A 15,988-nucleotide genomic window follows, 5' to 3' on the forward strand; every position below is an offset into this window, starting at 1 on the left:
CGCCCCTTCCCCTCACCGGCCCGCCACCTCCGGATCCGTGGCCAACCGGGCATGCAGATGCACATCCCGGAACGTGTCCTGCCGCCCCGCCTCGAACATCGCGCCCCGGAGCGTCCCCTCGTAGGGGAATCCGCAGCGCTCGGCTATCCGGCAGGACGCGTCGTGGCCGAGGGCGTGGCCGAGTTCGAGGCGGTGGAGGCGGAGGTCGCTGAAGGTCCAGCGGGCGACGAGGGTGAGGGCGCGGGCGGCGACGCGGTGGCCGCGGGCCTCGGGGAGGACCCAGTAGCCGATGCGGGCGACGCGTACGACGTGGTCGATCTCGAGGACGCCGACGTGCCCCAGTGTCGTGTCGCTGACCGCGTCCGTGACACGGAAAGCGACGCTGACGCCGCCCGCCGCGGCCTCCGCGCCCGCGCGGAGCGAGGCGCGGGCGTCGTCGAGGTCGGCGATCACCTTCAGGGGGGTGTTCCAGCGCCGGAACTCGGGGTCGGAGCGGCCGCGCAGCCAGGTCTCGGCATCGGCGTCGGAGTCCGCGTCCCAGTGGCGCAGGCGCAGCCCGTGGCCGAGCAGTTCGGGAGCGGGGTGGCTCGGAGACCGTTCACGTGTATGGGCCATCGGGCCATTGAATACGGAAGGAGGGCCGCCCATCACCCCTCTCCGGCGGAACATCTCATCGTCTCGGCCGGAACACTGGGATTCCCTGCCGGAAATCGACCTCCAGCGACATGCCGGCCCGCAGCGTCTCCGGCGGGACGCCCACCAGCTCGGTCATCATCCGTGGCCCTTCGGCGAGTTGGACGACCGCGGCGACGTAGGGCGTGCGCTCCCCGAAGGGCGGCAGGTCGTTGCGGTGGACGACGGACCAGGTGTAGAGCTCGGCCCGGCCGCTCGCCGGCTCCCATGTCACGTCCTCGCTCCAGCAGTGCGGGCAGAACTCGCGGGGGTAGTGGTGGGTACGTCCGCAGGCCCCGCAGCGGCGTACGAGCAGCCGCCCTTCTTCGGCCGCGTCCCAGTACGTGCGCGTGAAAGCGTCCGGCTCCGGCACATCGAAGCGCGCGTCCATCAGGAGCCCCCTCCCTCAGAAAAGCCCGAGCGCCGCATCCAGCGACCAGCCCTGCCAGGACATCCCGAACAGCGCGACCACCGATATCAGCCCCATCATGGCGTTCTGACCCTGCTCGGCCCAGTCATGGATCATCAGCGTGAAGTAGAGGACGTTGAGCAGCAGCCCGCCCACCAGAGCCACCGGTGTCAGCAGGCCGGCCACCAATCCCAGCCCCACCGCCAACTCCGCGTACACGACGACGTACGCCATCGCCCGCGGCCGTGGCGCGACCACCACCTCGAAGCCCGAACGGACCGCGTTCCAGCGGTGCTTGGCGGCGACGTCCGCGGCCCACGCGATACCGGTCCCCCGCTCGAACCAGCCCTTCTTGTCCTTGTGCCGCCAGCTCTCCAGCCACCACAGCCCGAGCCCTATGCGCAGCACGGCCAGCCATTCAGCGCCACTGAGCCAGATCGCGTCCATGAATCTGACGGTACGTCAGATGACAGGATCCCGGAACCCTGTGAGATTCCCTCGGGCCTCGGGCGCTGTGCCTCACCCGTGAAGCTACGCATCCTCCATGAATGCGCAGATTATTGGCAATTCGTTCGCAACGCGGCCGCCTTCGCCGACGCGAGCCCAGAACCCCCAAGCGGGGGGTGGGTTGGGGTGGTTTTGGTTTCGTGAAGCACAGGGCACTGGCATCCTCCCGGTCCTGAAGGGCCGGGGTTCCATCCGCCCGCATGGTGCGGGCCCTGGTGGGTTCCTGTTTCATCGAGCGCCACGTCAACCACCTCTACTACTGGGACCAGGCCACGGCGCGAACACCGACCCGGGCGACTTCATCACCTGGATCGCCAAGGTGACGGGCCACAAGAAGCGGTAGGCCCCGGCCGTACAGGCCCCCGAGGACGTAGTGCCGGTTTCCCGTCATAAGTTCCCGGCCACCGCCCACCACGGCGCCGAGCCCTCGCGTATGCGGGCTCGGCGCCGCGGCTTTCCCACACTCCTCCAGCACAACCGGGTGATGTACGCCACGAGCCCCACCCACTCCTCCCACAGGCGTGATCAATCCGAAACCAATTCCGGTCTTGACCGAGACCCATCAACCGGAACCCTGATTACGCTCGCGCACATGGCCGACTCCGCAGCGCCCTCCGCGTCCTCCACCGCCCGCCCCGTGTACGTCATCGGCGGCGGTCCGGGCGGGCTCGCCGTCGCCCACGCGCTGCGGGCCCAGGGCATACGTGCCGTGGTGCTGGAGAAGTCCGACCGCGTCGGGGCGTCCTGGCGGCGCCACTACGACCGGCTCCACCTGCACACCACCCGCCGCCTCTCGGCCCTCCCGGGGCTCGCGATGCCGCGCCGGTTCGGGCGCTGGGTGTCACGCGACGACGTCGTCCGCTACCTGGAGAAGTACGCCGAGCACCATGAGCTGGAGATCGTCACCGGCGTGGAGGTCTCCCGCGTCGAACGCTCCCCCGACGGCACCGGCTGGCTCCTGCACGCCACCGGCGGCCGTGAACTGACCGGCGCCGCGGTGGTCGTGGCGACCGGCTACAACCACACGCCGCTGGTGCCGGACTGGCAGGGCCTCACCACCTACCCCGGCGAGGTCGTGCACGCCGCCGACTACCGCAACCCCGCGCCCTACGCGGGCCGGGACGTCCTGGTCGTCGGTGTCGGCAACACCGGTGCCGAGATCGCCGTGGACCTGGTGGAGGGCGGGGCCGAGCGTGTCCGGCTGTCCGTGCGCACCGCCCCGCACATCGTCCGCCGCTCGACGGCGGGCTGGGCCGCCCAGTACACGGGTGTGCTCGTACGACGGCTGCCCGTCGGGCTCGTCGACCGGCTCGCCCGGCCCATGGCGAAGCTCAGCGTGCCCGACCTGTCCGAGCACGGTCTGCCCCGCCCCGACACCGGCCTCTACACCCGGGTCCACGAGGGCGCCATCCCCGTCCAGGACGTCGGCCTGATCGACGCCGTGCGCAAGGGCAAGGTCGAGGTCGTGGCCGCCGTCGACGGCTTCGAGAAGGACGAGGTGCTCCTCGCCGACGGCACCCGCATCACCCCGGACACCGTGATCGCGGCCACCGGATACGCCCGCTCCCTGGAGGACCTCGTCGGCCACCTCGACGTCCTCGACACGCGGGGGTTGCCGGTGGTCAACGGCGCCCGTAGCCCGAAGGACGCACCGGGTCTCTTCTTCAGCGGCTACGTCACTCCCATAAGCGGCACCTTCCGGGAACTGTCGATCGACGCGACGAAGATCGCGAAGGCGATCGCCAAGGACGGGGCCCGGCAGGCCTCCAGACTTCCCGTCTGACGAAGGAACCCTCAACTCGCTGACGTACTCCTTTCGTTACTCCTGGGTCAGAAGTGACGAGAGAGCTGTACGGCGCCACCGCATGGGGCCAGAATGTGAGCACTGTTCATGTTCTGGCTCCACTCCAACCTCTCGCACCTTGACGGAGGATGCACGTGGCACGCGAAAGACAGCTCTCCCAACTCCCCCAGCCCTCCCGGCTCTCCCGCCGCACCCTGCTGGGCGGTGCCGCCGCCACAGCCGGTGCCGCCGCCCTCGCCGGCGCCGCGGCCTCGCCCGCCGCCGCGGCCACCCGTGAGGCCGACGTGGTCGTCATCGGCGCCGGGCTCGCCGGCCTCACCGCGGCCCGCGACCTGGTGGCGGCCGGCAAGTCCGTGATCGTCCTGGAGGCCCGTGATCGCGTCGGCGGCCGGGTCGTGAACCTCTCGCTCGCGAACGGCGGGGTCACCGAGGGCGGCGGCGAGTTCATCGGCCCCACCCAGGACCGCATCAAGGCCCTCGCGGACTCCCTCGGCGTGGGAACCTTCGCCACCTACAACACCGGCAAGAACCTCCTCTACAAGGACGGCAAGAAGACCGCGTACGCCACCGACGGTCTCCTCGGCTCGGTCCCGCCCATCGACGCGGCCGGCCTCGCCAACGCCGCGATCGTGCAGGCCACCCTGGACGATCTGGCCAAGCAGATACCGGTCGACGCGCCCTGGACCGCCGCGAAGGCCGACGAGTGGGACCGGCAGACCTTCGAGACCTGGCTGCGCGCCAACGCCGTCATCCCGTCGGCCAAGTTCCTCTTCGACGTGGCCTGCACCTCGATCTTCTCGGCCGAACCCCGCGAACTCTCCTTCCTGTTCGTGCTCTTCTACATCGCCGCCGCCGGCAACGAGACCAACGGCGGCACCCTGGAACGCCTCACCGAGACCGCGAACGGCGCCCAGGAACTGCGCTTCGTCGGCGGCTCCCAGCTGGTGCCGATCAAGCTCGCCGCCACCCTCGGCGACCGGGTGGTGCTGAATGCCCCGGTGCGGACCATCGCCAAGTCCGGCAGCAAGTACGTCGTGACGGCCGACGGCACCACCGTCACCGCCAAGAAGGTCGTCGTCGCCGTGCCCCCGCCGATCGCCGCCCGCATCACCTACGACCCGCTGCTCCCGGCCTCCCGCGACCAGCTCACCCAGCGGCTGCCGATGGCCTCGGTCGGCAAGGCCATCGCGATCTACGACACCCCCTTCTGGCGTGCCGACGGCCTCAACGGCCAGGTCGTCAGCGACACCGGGGTGATCAGCTCCACCTTCGACAACTCCCCGCCCGACGCCTCCTACGGCGCCCTGATGGGCTTCATCGAGGCCGACGAGGCCCGCAAGTACGACGCGGCGAGCGAGGCGGAGGTCAAGGCGGCCGTCCTGAAGGACTACACGACCTACTTCGGCGCGAAAGCGGCCTCCCCCACCTCCTTCGTCCTGCAACGCTGGAACAACGAGACCTACACCCGCGGCGGCCCCGTTTCCATCGCCGCCCCGGGCGTCCTGACCCAGTACGGCCCCTCCCTGCGCACTCCCGTCGGCGGCATCCACTGGGCCGGCACGGAGACCTCCATCCACTGGATGGGGTTCATGGACGGTGCGGTGCGGTCGGGCGAGCGGGTGGCGAAGGAGGTGCTGGCGGTGCTGTGAGCGATGCCGCCGACGTGCTCTGCCCAACTTTGTGTGCACAGCCATTCCTGACACAGCGTCAGTTCCTTTAATCTGACACTGCGTCAGTTAATCGCTGTCACACAGGAGCGGGCGGACCGATGCTTGGATCAACCCACGGCACCCTCACCACCGACTCCCGCCGGGCCCGGGTCATCGCTTGCGGCGAGCAACCCGGGCCCGCCGTCCACGGCAGGCCGGCCGATGTCGACGACCTCGACGTCAGCGGCCGGCCGCTGTACTGCGACGTCCCCGATCTGGACCGGTTCTTCCGGCCGGAGTCGGTCGCCGTGATCGGCGCCTCCGACGCCGAGGGGCGCCCGAACACCGGTGTCACCCGGCAGTTGGTGGCCTGGGCCGAGCGGGTCGGAGCCCGGCTGCACCCGGTGCATCCCACTCGCCCGTCCGTCTTCGGCATCCCCTGCTCCCCCTCCGTCGCCGACCTGCCCGAACAGGTCGATCTCGCGGTACTGCTGGTCGCCGACCCCCTTCCGGTGGTCGAGGAACTGGCCGAGGCCAAGGTGAAGTTCGCGGTCGTCTTCGCCTCCGGGTTCGCGGAGACCGGCCAGGAGGGCGCCGCCGCCCAGGCCCGGCTCTCCGCGGCCGTGCGACGGTCGGGGATACGGCTGCTCGGGCCCAACACCAACCTCAACGCCTTCGAGCGGTTCCGCGACGACCTGGACGGACCGGCGATCGCCCTCATCACCCAGTCCGGGCACCAGGGCCGCCCCGTCTTCGCCCTCCAGGAGCTCGGCATCCGCCTCTCCCACTGGGCGCCGACCGGCAACGAGGCCGACCTGGAGACCGCCGACTTCCTCTCCTACTTCGCCGAGCGGCCCGAGGTGGGCGCGATCGCCTGCTACGTCGAGGGACTGAAGGACGGCCGCTCCTTCCTGCTCGCCGCCGACCGGGCCGCCCGCCGCAAGGTGCCGGTGGTCGCGGTCAAGGTGGGCCGCACCGAGACCGGCGCCCGCACGGCCGCCTCCCACACCGGCAAGCTGACCGGCGCGGACGCGGTGGTGGACGCGGCGATGCGGCAGTACGGGGTGATCCGGGTCGACGGCCTCGACGAACTGCAGGACACCGCAGCCCTGTTGGCCCGCGCCCGCCCCCCGCACGCCGAGGGCGTCGTCGTCTATTCGATCTCGGGCGGCACGGGCGCGCACTTCGCCGACCTGGCGACGGAGGCGGGGCTGAGGCTGCCCACGCTCTCGGACACCAAGCAGACCGAGCTGCACCAGTGGATACCCGACTACCTGAACGTGGCCAACCCCGTGGACAACGGCGGCCATCCGGTCGGCGACTGGCGCGGCCGGAAGATCATCGACGCGATCCTCGACGACCCGGCGGTCGGGGTGCTGATCTGCCCGGTCACCGGCCCCTTCCCACCCCTGAGCGACAAGCTCGTCCAGGACCTGGTGGACGCGGCCGAGCGGACGGACAAGCTGGTCTGCGTGGTGTGGGGCTCGCCGGTCGGCACCGAGCCGGCCTACCGCGAGGTCCTCCTCGGCTCCTCCCGGGTGGCCACCTTCCGCACGGTCGGGAACTGCATCACCGCGGTCCGCGCCTACCTCGACCACCACCGCTTCGTCGCCGCCTACCGCTCCCCCCTCGACGAGGCCCCGCGCACCACGTCCCCGTCCTTCCGCAAGGCACAGGCCCTGATGCGCCCGGGTCAGCAGCTGAGCGAGCACGCGGCGAAGCAACTGCTGCGGGCGTACGGCATCCGCGTACCGCGCGAGCAACTGGTGACCAGCGCGGCGGCGGCCGTACGGGCGGCGGGCCAGGTGGGCTACCCGGTGGTGATGAAGGCGTCCGGCGCGCAGATCGCCCACAAGACCGAGCTCGGCCTGGTGAAGATCGAGCTCACGTCCGCCAGCCAGGTCCGGGACGCCTACCGGGAGTTGACCGACATCGCCCGCTACGAGGGCGTCTCGCTGGACGGCGTCCTGGTCTGCCAGATGGTCGAGCGGGGTGTCGAGATAGTCGTCGGCGTCACCCACGACGACCTCTTCGGACCGACCGTCACGGTCGGGCTCGGCGGGGTGCTGGTCGAGGTCCTGCGCGACACCGCCGTACGTGTGCCTCCCTTCGGGGAGGAACAGGCCCGGGACATGTGCGGTGAGCTGCGCGGGCGGGCCCTGCTGGACGGAGTCCGGGGGCGCCCCCCGGCGGACCTCGAGGCGCTCGTCGAGGTCATCCTGCGGGTGCAGCGCATGGCGCTGGAACTCGGGGACGAGCTGGCCGAGCTGGACATCAATCCGCTGATGGTGCTGCCCCGCGGTCAGGGTGCCGTGGCGCTGGACGCGCTGGCGGTGTGCCGCTGATGCCGACGGCAGGGGTGCGGCAGGAGACGCGCGACCAGGTCTCGCACATCACGCTCGACCGGCCCGAGGCCCTCAACGCCCTCACCCCCGATCAGCGGGACCACGTCATCGGGTTGCTCGGCGACGCCTCCGGCGACCCGGAGGTGCGGGCCGTGGTGCTGACCGGAACGGGGCGCGGGTTCTGTGCGGGCGCGGATCTGCGAGGGGCGCCCGCGGCGGGCGACCGTGTCCCCGGTGACGTCGCACGGACGATCCGGCTCGGTGCCCAGCGGCTGATCGCGGCCGTCCTCGACTGCGAGAAGCCCGTGATCGCCGCGGTGAACGGGACGGCGGCGGGCATCGGCGCGCACCTCGCGTTCGCCTGCGACCTCGTCCTCGCGGCCGAATCGGCCCGGTTCATCGAGGTGTTCGTGCGCCGGGGACTCGTGCCGGACGGAGGCGGTGCGTATCTGCTGGCCCGGCTGATCGGCCCGCAGCGCGCCAAGGAGCTGATGTTCTTCGGCGACGCGCTGAGCGCCGCCGACGCCGAGCGCCTCGGCCTGGTCAACCGGGTCGTGCCGGACGGGGAGCTGGACAAGACGGCCCGCGAATGGGCGGCCCGCCTCGCCGCGGGGCCGACCCGCGCCCTCGTGCTGACCAAGCAGCTCGTCAACGCCTCCCTCGACAGCGACCGCGCCATCGCGTTCGCCGCGGAGGCGGCCGCACAGGAGATCAACATGACGACCGAGGACGCCCAGGAAGGGGTGGCGAGCTTCGTGGAGCGGCGGAGCCCGGAGTTCCGGGGACGGTGACTCAGTCCCGCGTGAGGATCCGCAGGTCCCCCGCGTCCGGGTCGCCGAACAGGACGAACAGCTCGGGCTCGCGCTCGGTGCCGCCGATCGTCCAGAGCGTCGGCGTCCCGCATCCACCGTCGACGCGCAGGCCGACGCCGTCACGGTCCGCGTCCTCGCCCTTGTCCCCCCGCACGAGTTCCCAGGCGCCGGTGCCCTCGCACACGGTGTAGGGCGGGTCGGCGAACCAGTCGTCGTGCTCCGACACGGTGGGCAGCGCGGTGAGTTCGGCCCGGCCGCCCGGATGCAGCCGCAGGACCGCGCCGTCCTCGCCACGCCATACGCCGGCGAGCTGCCCGGCGGACAGCTTCGGGGGCTCGTACTCCTTGACGATCCCGGTCTCGGTGGCCAGCACGGCGCCCCCGAAGACGACCATGAACAGCACGAAGGAAACGCCCGCCGACAGGATCCAGGTCCCCGCACACCCCCATGCCCGCTCGCGGGACCGGCCGCTGCGCCTGAAGTACGCCACACCGAGCACCGGGAGGATCCCGAGGGCCACGAAGACGGCGGCCGTGGCGGCGAACGGCAGGCCGCTCGGCACGGCGACAGCGCCTGCCCAGACCACCCCCAGCACCGCCGCCCACGTCAGGTGCCACACCCACTCGGGTCCGTGGACGCGGCGGACGGTGAGCCGGGCGAGCACGGCGGCCGGCAGGGTCTGGGCGCACGCGTGCAGCAGCCCCACGAACGGCAGCCACAGCGGCGCCAGGAGGAGCAGACAGGCCAGCCCGTACGCTGCGCCCGAGCCGCCGTAGTCGTCGCCCGTCGAGACGTCGACGTACGCGATCAGCACGGCCGCCGGCAGCTGTGCCGCCCCCACCGCCGCGGCCGCGTTGACCGCGACCGAATCCCCGGCCCGCCGGGCACGCCCGAGCTCGCGCCGTATGTCTCCCCACCCCATGCGCGCAGCGTACGCAGTCGCCTTCGCCGCCTTCGCACACCCCTTCCTATCTGACGAACCGTCAGCTTCAATGGGAGGTGTGATGGGACAAGCAGGTATGGCCGAGGCCGCCGTCCGCTATCTCCGGTCGGCCGGCACGGCACCCGTGGAGGCGTTGCCGCGGCCCGAGCTGCGCTGTGTCCGCGAGGGCGAGCGTGCACCGGTCGGACAGACCGAGTTCCGGCGGGTGCTCGGGAGCTTCGCCTCCGGCGTGGCCGTCGTCACCTCACCCGCCGCCGACGGCGAGGACGGCCCCGCCGGCTTCGCCTGCCAGTCCTTCGCCGCCCTGTCCCTCGACCCGCCCCTCGTCGCCTTCATGGTCGGCCGTACGTCGACGACCTGGCCCCGCATCGCCCGCGCCGGGGTCTTCTGCGTCAACGTCCTCGCCGCCCACCAGGGCGAGTTGTGCCGTGGCTTCGCGGTGAGCGGTGCGGACAAGTTCGCGGGCGTCGCCTTCGACCCGGCACCGGCGTCCGGCTCACCGCGCCTGGCGGACACGCTCGCGTGGATCGACTGCACGATCCACGCGGTGCACACGGGCGGCGACCACCTCATCGTCGTGGGCCGGGTGGACGCGCTGGGGGCGGGTGACGAGGACCGCGCACCCCTGCTGTTCCACAAGGGACGGTTCGTCTAGGCCACGGCCGGGACCAGCGCGGTCGGCCTCCGCCGGATCACCAGTGCCATCAGCGCCGCCGCCGCGCACAGCGCCCCCGACGCGTACCAGATCATGTCGTAATCACCGAAGACGTCCCGCACCACACCGCCGACGAAGGCCACGAGCGCCGCCCCGACCTGGTGCGAGGCGAGGACCCAGCCGAAGACGATCGCGCTGTCGTCGCCGTAGTGCTCGCGGCACAGGGCGACGGTGGGCGGGACGGTGGCGACCCAGTCGAGGCCGTAGAAGACGATGAAGAAGAGCATCGGCGGGTGGACGCTCGGCCCGAGCAGCATGGGGAGGAACAGCAGCGAGATGCCGCGCAGGGCGTAGTACACCGCGAGCAGCCGGCGCGCGTCGAAGCGGTCGGTGAACCAGCCCGAGGCGATGGTGCCGACCACGTCGAACACCCCGATGACCGCGAGCAGCGAGGCCGCCGCCGTGATGGGCATGCCGTGGTCGTGGGCGGCGGGCACGAAGTGGGTCTGGATCAGGCCGTTGGTGGAGGCGCCGCAGATCGCGAAGGTGCCTGCGAGCAGCCAGAACGGGCCGGTACGGGCGGCCTTGAAGAGCACGGTGACCGCGCGGCGGGCGGCGCCCGGCACGGGCTCCGGCTTGGGCACGAACTCCTTCGCGCCGTACGGCTTCAGGCCCACGTCGGCCGGGTGGTCGCGCAGCAGCAACCAGACGAAGGGGACGACCGCGAGCGCGGCCAGGGCCACGGTGACGGCCGCCGGGCGCCAGTCGTGCTTCTCGACCATCCAGGACAGCACGGGCAGGAAGATCAGCTGGCCGGAGGCGGAGGCGGCGGTCAGGATGCCGGTGACCAGGCCGCGCCGTTCGGTGAACCAGCGGTTGGTGACCGTCGCCGCGAACGCCAGCGCCATCGAGCCGGAGCCCAGACCGACCAGCAGACCCCAGCACAGCAGCAGCTGCCAGGCCGCCGTCATCCACACCGTCAGTCCCGAGCCGGCCGCGATCACGGTCAGCGCCACGGCGACGACCCGGCGGATGCCGTAGCGGTCCATCAGCGCGGCCGCGAAGGGGGCGGTGAGCCCGTACAGCGCGAGGTTGATCGAGACGGCCGCGCCGATCGTGCCGCGCGACCAGCCGAAGTCCTCGTGCAACGGGTCGATGAGCAGTCCGGGCAGCGAGCGGAAGGCGGCCGCGCCGATGATCGTCACGAAGGTGACGGCGGCGACGAACCAGGCGCGGTGGATGCGGGTGCGCTTCTTTCCCGTGCGGGGTGCCTGTGCGGCGGCTTCGGTTGTCTGGGTCACGACATAGAGCTTCCGGCCTGGCCGCCCGCCGATCCACTGGCCCGAAGGACAGCATTCGTTAGGATCGGGCCATGGCCACGTCCGAGGAACCGTTCCGCCCGCACCGCGTCGCCGTCCTCGCCATGGACGGCCTGCTCCCCTTCGAGCTGGGCATCCCGCACCGCATCTTCGACCGCCCCAGGGACCGCCTGGGACGGCCTCTGTACGAGGTCGTCACCTGCTCGATCCGGCCTCCGGGCCCGGTCCGCACGGACTCCGACTTCGACGTCATGGTCGCCAACGGCCCGGAGACCCTGGCCACCGCCGACACCGTGATCGTCCCGGCGTCCTACGAGTTCGGCCCGGTCTACGAGGACGGTGTCCTCACCCCCGAGCTGGCCGCCGCCCTCGCGCACATCCGGCCCGGCACCCGGCTCGCCTCCATCTGCACCGGCGTCTACGTCCTCGCCGCCGCGGGCTACCTCGACGGCCGCCCCGCCACCACGCACTGGGCCGACGCCGAGCGCCTCCAGCGGCTCTTCCCGCAGATCAAGGTCGACCCGAACGTCCTGTACGTCGACGACGGCGACGTCCTCACCTCCGCGGGTGTCGCCGCCGGCATCGACCTGTGCCTGCACATGCTCCGCCGCGACCACGGCAGCGCCGTCGCCAACGCGGTGGCCCGGCGCACGGTCGTACCGCCGCACCGCGAGGGCGGCCAGGCCCAGTACATCCGGCGCCCCGTGCCGGAGCCCCAGCTGGCCACCACGACCACCGCCCGCGCCTGGGCGCTGGGCCGCCTCCACGAGCCGATCCAGCTGCGGGACATGGCCGAGCAGGAGTCGATGTCCGTACGGACCTTCACGCGCCGCTTCCGCGAGGAGGTCGGCATCAGCCCCGGACAGTGGCTCGCCCAGCAGCGGGTGGAGCACGCCCGGCACCTGCTGGAGTCCACCGACCGCTCCGTCGACCAGATCGCCCGCGACGCCGGCTTCGGCACGGCCCAGTCGATGCGCCAGCACCTACAGACGGCGCTCGGCGTCACCCCCACCAGCTATCGGCGCACCTTCCGCACGGGGAGCGGGATCAACGGGTAGGTCCAGGGCGGGGCTTGAGCCGTCGCGGGCGGCATCGTCGGACAGGTCAGTGACGTCATGCGAGCCCGGCAGGACGGCGTCACCGGCGGCAGCCGGCCCAGCGGGATCGACGGGCAGGTCCGCCACGGCCCCTGAGCCCGCGGCAGCGGCAGAAGCGGCCGGCCCGGCGATCCCGACGTCCCGAGCCGCCACGGCACCCGAGCTCACGGCATCGGCGGCCGACCCCGCGTCCTCTCGCCGTATCCCTGCTCTCCCCGCTCCCTCCCGCCGTACCTCTCCCCACCACCCGAGCGCTGTCAGCAGCAACGTCAGCACCACGCCCGCCAGGATCGCCGTGGACGGCGTCACCACCTGGAGCAGCCCACCGGCGAGGGACCCGGTCGCCGCGTACCCCGCGCCCGCGGCCGCGTACATCACGGAGTACCCCGCGGCCAGCGCGCCCGGCGGCACCGCCTCCCGCAGGGACAGGTTGCGGGTGATCAGCGCACCCGACTGGAGCGTGCCCGCCAGGACGAGGGCGACCGCGATGCCGGCCGCCCCCGGTATCAGCGCGGCGAGGCTCACGAAGACCGACATCCCGCACATCAGCACCACACTGCGCCCCCGGAGCCGCCCCGGCCACGACCGCAGCCCGTACACGAACGCCCCAAGTCCCGCGCCGACCGCCAGCCCCGCCAGCATCGGCCCGGACCAGCCGACCCCGATGCCGCGCTGTTCCAACAAGGCAGGCAACGTCAGTTCGGCCAGACCGAGCAGCGTGAGACTCGCCGCGCCCGTGACATACACCGGCCAGGCGCGCAGCAGGACTCCGATCCGGCCCGACTCCCCGCCCCGCTCGCCCGTGTCCCAACCGGCCGGCAGCCACCGGTGCCCCGCGATCGACAGCGCCATCAGCGCGGCCCCGAGCAGCAGCGGGAGACGCGGCGCGACCCCGAGGGCGAGCCCGGCGACCGCGACCGGGGAGACGGCCCACACCCCGGACATCAGCATCGACTCGGCGGACAGCGCCTGTGCCACGGACCGCTCCGGGACCAGCGAGGTGAGCAGCGCCCGCTGCCCTCCGGCGGCCGCGGCCGGAGCCGCCCCGGCCAGGAACGCGAACACCCCGAGCACCACGGGATGCGCCCCGGCCAGCACCCCGAGCCCCGCGAACCCGACCGCCCCGCCCGCGAGCCCGAGCACCAGATGCCGACGGCCCCGAGCCGGGTCCATTCGCATCCCGAGCACCGGCGCCCCGATGATCTCGCCGATCACATACGCCGCCGCGAGCGCCGCCCCCAGCGTGTAGCCACCGGGCCGCTCGCGCACCAGGAAGACCAGCGCCAACGGGGCCATGGCGACCGGCATACGGGCGGCGACGGCAGTGCAGGCCCAGATGAGGACCTGTTTGGTGGCGACGTCTCGGTAGGTCATGAGTCGAAGCTACGACCCGGCACCGACAGCACCCCAGGAGTTTTCCGGCACCTGTGGAAAACCCCTGGCATGTCCAGAACGTCAGCACCCCTCAGCGGAACCACCACCTCCTCAGAAGGTCAGCACCCCTCTGGCCACCTTCCCCGCCTCCGCGTCCGCCACCGCCCGCTCGAACTCCTCGACCGGATACGTCTGGGTCACCAACTCATCGAGCAGCAGCCGCCCTTCCCGATACAGCTCGGCGTACAGCGCGATGTCCCGCTGGGGCCTGGACGACCCGTACCGGCACCCCAGGATCGACTTGTCCAGGAACATGGACGCCACGACGAAGGACGCCTCGGCCCCGGCCGCCGGCATCCCGAGCAGCACGGCCTGACCGTGCCGGTCCAGCAGGTCGACGGCCTGCCGGACGAGTTCCACCCGCCCGACGCACTCGAAGACATGGTCCGCCCCCGTCGGCAGCAGTTCCCGCACCCCCTCCGTGGAGGTCAGGAAGTCGGTCGCCCCGAACTGCCGCGCCACCGCCTCCTTGGCGGGGTTGGCGTCGACGGCGACGATCCGCAGCGCCCCCGCGATCCGTGCCCCCTGGAGGACGTTGAGCCCGATGCCCCCGGTGCCGATCACGACGACGCTGTCCCCGCGATCCACCTTCGCCCGGTTGAGCACGGCCCCGACCCCGGTCAGCACCCCGCACCCGATGAGCGCGGCGGAGGGCAGCGGGATGTCCTGGGGGATACGCACCACCTGCACGGCCTTCACCACGGTCCGCTCGGCGAAGGCGGAGTTGCACGCGAACTGGAAGACCGGCTGCCCGCCCCGCGCGAACGGCTGCCCCGGCCGCCCGATCGCCTTGCGGCACATGGTCGGCCGCCCCCGGTCGCAGTCCGCGCACGTACCGCAGTTGGCCAGCGTGGACAGGGACACATGGTCCCCGGCCGAGACATGCGAAACCCCCTCCCCCACGGCCTCGACGACCCCCGCCCCCTCATGCCCCAGCACCACGGGCACCGGAAAGGGAATGGTCCCGTCCACCACGGACAGGTCGCTGTGGCACAGTCCCGCCGCCGCAATGGCGACCAGCACCTCTCCCGGCCCCGGCCCCCGCACCTCCAGATCGTCGACGACCTCGACCCGCTTTCCGTCAAACACCACACCGCGCATCAAACAACCCCCTTGGGTTCCTTCGGCAGCCCGAGCACCCGCTCGGCGATGATCGTGCGCTGCACCTGGTCCGAGCCGCCGTAGATCGTGTCGGCCCGGGAGAACAGGAACAGATGCTGAAACGCGTCGAGTTCGTACGGCGCCGTGACCGACCAGTCGGCGGGCCCGACCCCCGCCGCCGCCCCCCGCACCTGCATGGCCAGCTCCCCGAGCCGCTGATGCCACCCGCCCCACAGCAGCTTGGCGACACTGGAGGCGCCGGCGCCCCCCGAACTCCCCAGCGTCCGCAGGGCGTTCCACCGCATCACCCGCAGCTCGGCCCACTGCCGGACCAGCCGGTCCCGTACGACGGGATCACCCACCGTCCCGCTGTCGACGGCCGCCCGCACCACCCGCCCCAACTCGGCGGCGAACCCGACCTGCTGGGCGAGCGTGGACACCCCCCGCTCGAACCCGAGCAGACTCATCGCGACCCGCCACCCGGCCCCGTCACCTCCGACGACATGCTCCACGCGCGCGTGCGCACCGTCGAAGAACACCTCGTTGAACTCACTGGTGCCGGTCATCTGCCGAATGGGCCGCACCTCGATCCGCCCCGGCTGATCCATGGGAACGAGCAGGAAGGACAGGCCACGATGGCGGCTGGACCCCGGGTCGGTGCGGGCCAGCACGAAACACCAGTCGGCCTCCCGCGCCAGGGACGTCCAGATCTTCTGCCCGGTGACGCGATACGTACCGTCCCCGGCCCGCTCGGCCTTCGTACGGATCCCGGCGAGATCGGACCCCGCCCCGGGTTCGCTGTACCCCTGACACCACAGTTCGTCCCCGGCGGCGATCGCCGGAAGAAAGCGCCCCTTCTGCTCGGCCGTCCCATGCGCGAGCAGGGTGGGCGCCAACAGGTTCTCCCCGATGTGCCCGGAGCGCGGCGGCGCACAGGACCGCGCGTACTCCTCGGCCCAGGCAACCTGTTGCGTGAGCGTGGCACTCCGATTCCCGTACCCGCCCTCGGCCCACCCCAGCCCGATCCACCCCCCTTTCCCCAACGCACGCTCCCAGGACCGACGATCCAGCTCAGCCGATGCATGCTCACCGAGCCAAGCCCGAGCCTCCGCCCGGAAGGCCTCATCCTCAGCGGTAAACCCGAAGTCCACGGACCTCTCCTCCAATACGCCGGATGCGCCGACCCACCCAGGGGCGCGGGGAACTGCGCGACAAGCCACAACGAACCCGCAGCCGCCAAC

At 71.9% G+C, this 15,988-nt stretch carries 14 protein-coding genes; 6 read left to right on the top strand and 8 right to left on the bottom strand.

What is annotated here, in order from left to right; translation table 11 throughout:
- Positions 1-12: 12 nt before the first annotated feature.
- From OHU89_RS22475 to OHU89_RS22485, 3 genes are read right to left on the bottom strand one after another with little or no spacing between them, the layout of a single operon-like run.
- Entirely contained in the window at positions 13-615 is a 603-nt protein-coding gene (locus OHU89_RS22475) for a GNAT family N-acetyltransferase (RefSeq protein WP_405645339.1), read from the bottom strand.
- Positions 616-670: 55 nt separating this feature from the next.
- Positions 671-1,063, bottom strand: coding sequence for a Zn-ribbon domain-containing OB-fold protein (locus tag OHU89_RS22480; protein ID WP_405645341.1), 393 nt, complete (start codon positions 1,061-1,063; stop codon positions 671-673).
- Between the two features lie 15 nt (positions 1,064-1,078).
- Positions 1,079-1,528: a DoxX family protein gene (locus OHU89_RS22485; RefSeq protein ID WP_405645342.1), complete on the bottom strand. Its 450-nt coding sequence runs from the start codon at positions 1,526-1,528 to the stop codon at positions 1,079-1,081.
- 652 nt (positions 1,529-2,180) lie between these two features.
- Here OHU89_RS22485 and OHU89_RS22490 point away from each other — a divergent pair.
- From OHU89_RS22490 to OHU89_RS22505, 4 genes are all read left to right on the top strand, one after another.
- Complete coding sequence (locus OHU89_RS22490; protein ID WP_405645343.1) at positions 2,181-3,371, top strand: flavin-containing monooxygenase; 1,191 nt, start codon at positions 2,181-2,183, stop codon at positions 3,369-3,371.
- Positions 3,372-3,526: 155 nt separating this feature from the next.
- Positions 3,527-5,041: a flavin monoamine oxidase family protein gene (locus OHU89_RS22495; RefSeq protein ID WP_405645345.1), complete on the top strand. Its 1,515-nt coding sequence runs from the start codon at positions 3,527-3,529 to the stop codon at positions 5,039-5,041.
- 119 nt (positions 5,042-5,160) lie between these two features.
- Positions 5,161-7,386: an acetate--CoA ligase family protein gene (locus OHU89_RS22500; protein ID WP_405645347.1), complete on the top strand. Its 2,226-nt coding sequence runs from the start codon at positions 5,161-5,163 to the stop codon at positions 7,384-7,386.
- Entirely contained in the window at positions 7,386-8,177 is a 792-nt protein-coding gene (locus OHU89_RS22505; RefSeq protein WP_405645349.1) for an enoyl-CoA hydratase/isomerase family protein, read from the top strand. The genes OHU89_RS22500 and OHU89_RS22505 overlap by 1 nt, the downstream gene beginning before the upstream one ends.
- A gap of 1 nt (position 8,178) precedes the next feature.
- Here the strand turns inward: OHU89_RS22505 and OHU89_RS22510 are convergent, their stop codons facing one another.
- Complete coding sequence (locus tag OHU89_RS22510; RefSeq protein WP_405645351.1) at positions 8,179-9,120, bottom strand: hypothetical protein; 942 nt, start codon at positions 9,118-9,120, stop codon at positions 8,179-8,181.
- An 82-nt stretch (positions 9,121-9,202) separates the two neighbouring features.
- On the opposite strand from OHU89_RS22510, the gene OHU89_RS22515 reads away from it, so the two are divergent.
- Positions 9,203-9,796, top strand: coding sequence for a flavin reductase family protein (locus OHU89_RS22515; RefSeq protein WP_405645352.1), 594 nt, complete (start codon positions 9,203-9,205; stop codon positions 9,794-9,796).
- On the opposite strand, the gene OHU89_RS22520 is transcribed toward OHU89_RS22515, so the two are convergent.
- The gene (locus OHU89_RS22520; protein WP_405645354.1) at positions 9,793-11,097 is read right to left on the bottom strand and encodes an MFS transporter; all 1,305 of its coding nucleotides are present in this window, start codon (positions 11,095-11,097) and stop codon (positions 9,793-9,795) included. The two genes, OHU89_RS22515 and OHU89_RS22520, sit on opposite strands and share 4 nt — an antisense overlap.
- Before the next feature lie 71 nt (positions 11,098-11,168).
- Here OHU89_RS22520 and OHU89_RS22525 point away from each other — a divergent pair, with 71 nt between their 5' ends.
- A complete protein-coding gene (locus OHU89_RS22525; protein WP_405645356.1) occupies positions 11,169-12,173 on the top strand; it encodes a GlxA family transcriptional regulator in 1,005 nt (334 codons plus the stop codon).
- Here OHU89_RS22525 and OHU89_RS22530 read toward each other — a convergent pair.
- The 3 genes from OHU89_RS22530 to OHU89_RS22540 form a co-directional block, all read right to left on the bottom strand.
- Entirely contained in the window at positions 12,099-13,586 is a 1,488-nt protein-coding gene (locus OHU89_RS22530) for an MFS transporter (RefSeq protein WP_405645358.1), read from the bottom strand. The genes OHU89_RS22525 and OHU89_RS22530 overlap by 75 nt on opposite strands.
- 111 nt (positions 13,587-13,697) lie before the next feature.
- A complete protein-coding gene (locus OHU89_RS22535) occupies positions 13,698-14,747 on the bottom strand; it encodes a Zn-dependent alcohol dehydrogenase (protein ID WP_405645360.1) in 1,050 nt (349 codons plus the stop codon).
- A complete protein-coding gene (locus OHU89_RS22540) occupies positions 14,747-15,898 on the bottom strand; it encodes an acyl-CoA dehydrogenase family protein (protein ID WP_405645362.1) in 1,152 nt (383 codons plus the stop codon). Before OHU89_RS22540 ends, OHU89_RS22535 begins: the two co-directional genes overlap by 1 nt.
- Positions 15,899-15,988: the final 90 nt, after the last annotated feature.

Origin of the sequence: Streptomyces sp. NBC_00019 (assembly GCF_045041015.1) — a bacterium.
Lineage (GTDB): Bacteria > Actinomycetota > Actinomycetes > Streptomycetales > Streptomycetaceae > Streptomyces.

Bases quoted from the DNA above. Each gene is read 5' to 3' on its own strand.
- OHU89_RS22475 (WP_405645339.1), bottom strand. From the start codon at position 615: ATGGCCCATACACGTGAACGGTCTCCGAGCCACCCCGCTCCCGAACTG.
- OHU89_RS22480 (WP_405645341.1), bottom strand. From the start codon at position 1,063: ATGGACGCGCGCTTCGATGTGCCGGAGCCGGACGCTTTCACGCGCACG.
- OHU89_RS22485 (WP_405645342.1), bottom strand. From the start codon at position 1,528: ATGGACGCGATCTGGCTCAGTGGCGCTGAATGGCTGGCCGTGCTGCGC.
- OHU89_RS22490 (WP_405645343.1), top strand. From the start codon at position 2,181: ATGGCCGACTCCGCAGCGCCCTCCGCGTCCTCCACCGCCCGCCCCGTG.
- OHU89_RS22500 (WP_405645347.1), top strand. From the start codon at position 5,161: ATGCTTGGATCAACCCACGGCACCCTCACCACCGACTCCCGCCGGGCC.
- OHU89_RS22505 (WP_405645349.1), top strand. From the start codon at position 7,386: ATGCCGACGGCAGGGGTGCGGCAGGAGACGCGCGACCAGGTCTCGCAC.
- OHU89_RS22510 (WP_405645351.1), bottom strand. From the start codon at position 9,120: ATGGGGTGGGGAGACATACGGCGCGAGCTCGGGCGTGCCCGGCGGGCC.
- OHU89_RS22515 (WP_405645352.1), top strand. From the start codon at position 9,203: ATGGGACAAGCAGGTATGGCCGAGGCCGCCGTCCGCTATCTCCGGTCG.
- OHU89_RS22525 (WP_405645356.1), top strand. From the start codon at position 11,169: ATGGCCACGTCCGAGGAACCGTTCCGCCCGCACCGCGTCGCCGTCCTC.
- OHU89_RS22530 (WP_405645358.1), bottom strand. From the start codon at position 13,586: ATGACCTACCGAGACGTCGCCACCAAACAGGTCCTCATCTGGGCCTGC.
- OHU89_RS22535 (WP_405645360.1), bottom strand. From the start codon at position 14,747: ATGCGCGGTGTGGTGTTTGACGGAAAGCGGGTCGAGGTCGTCGACGAT.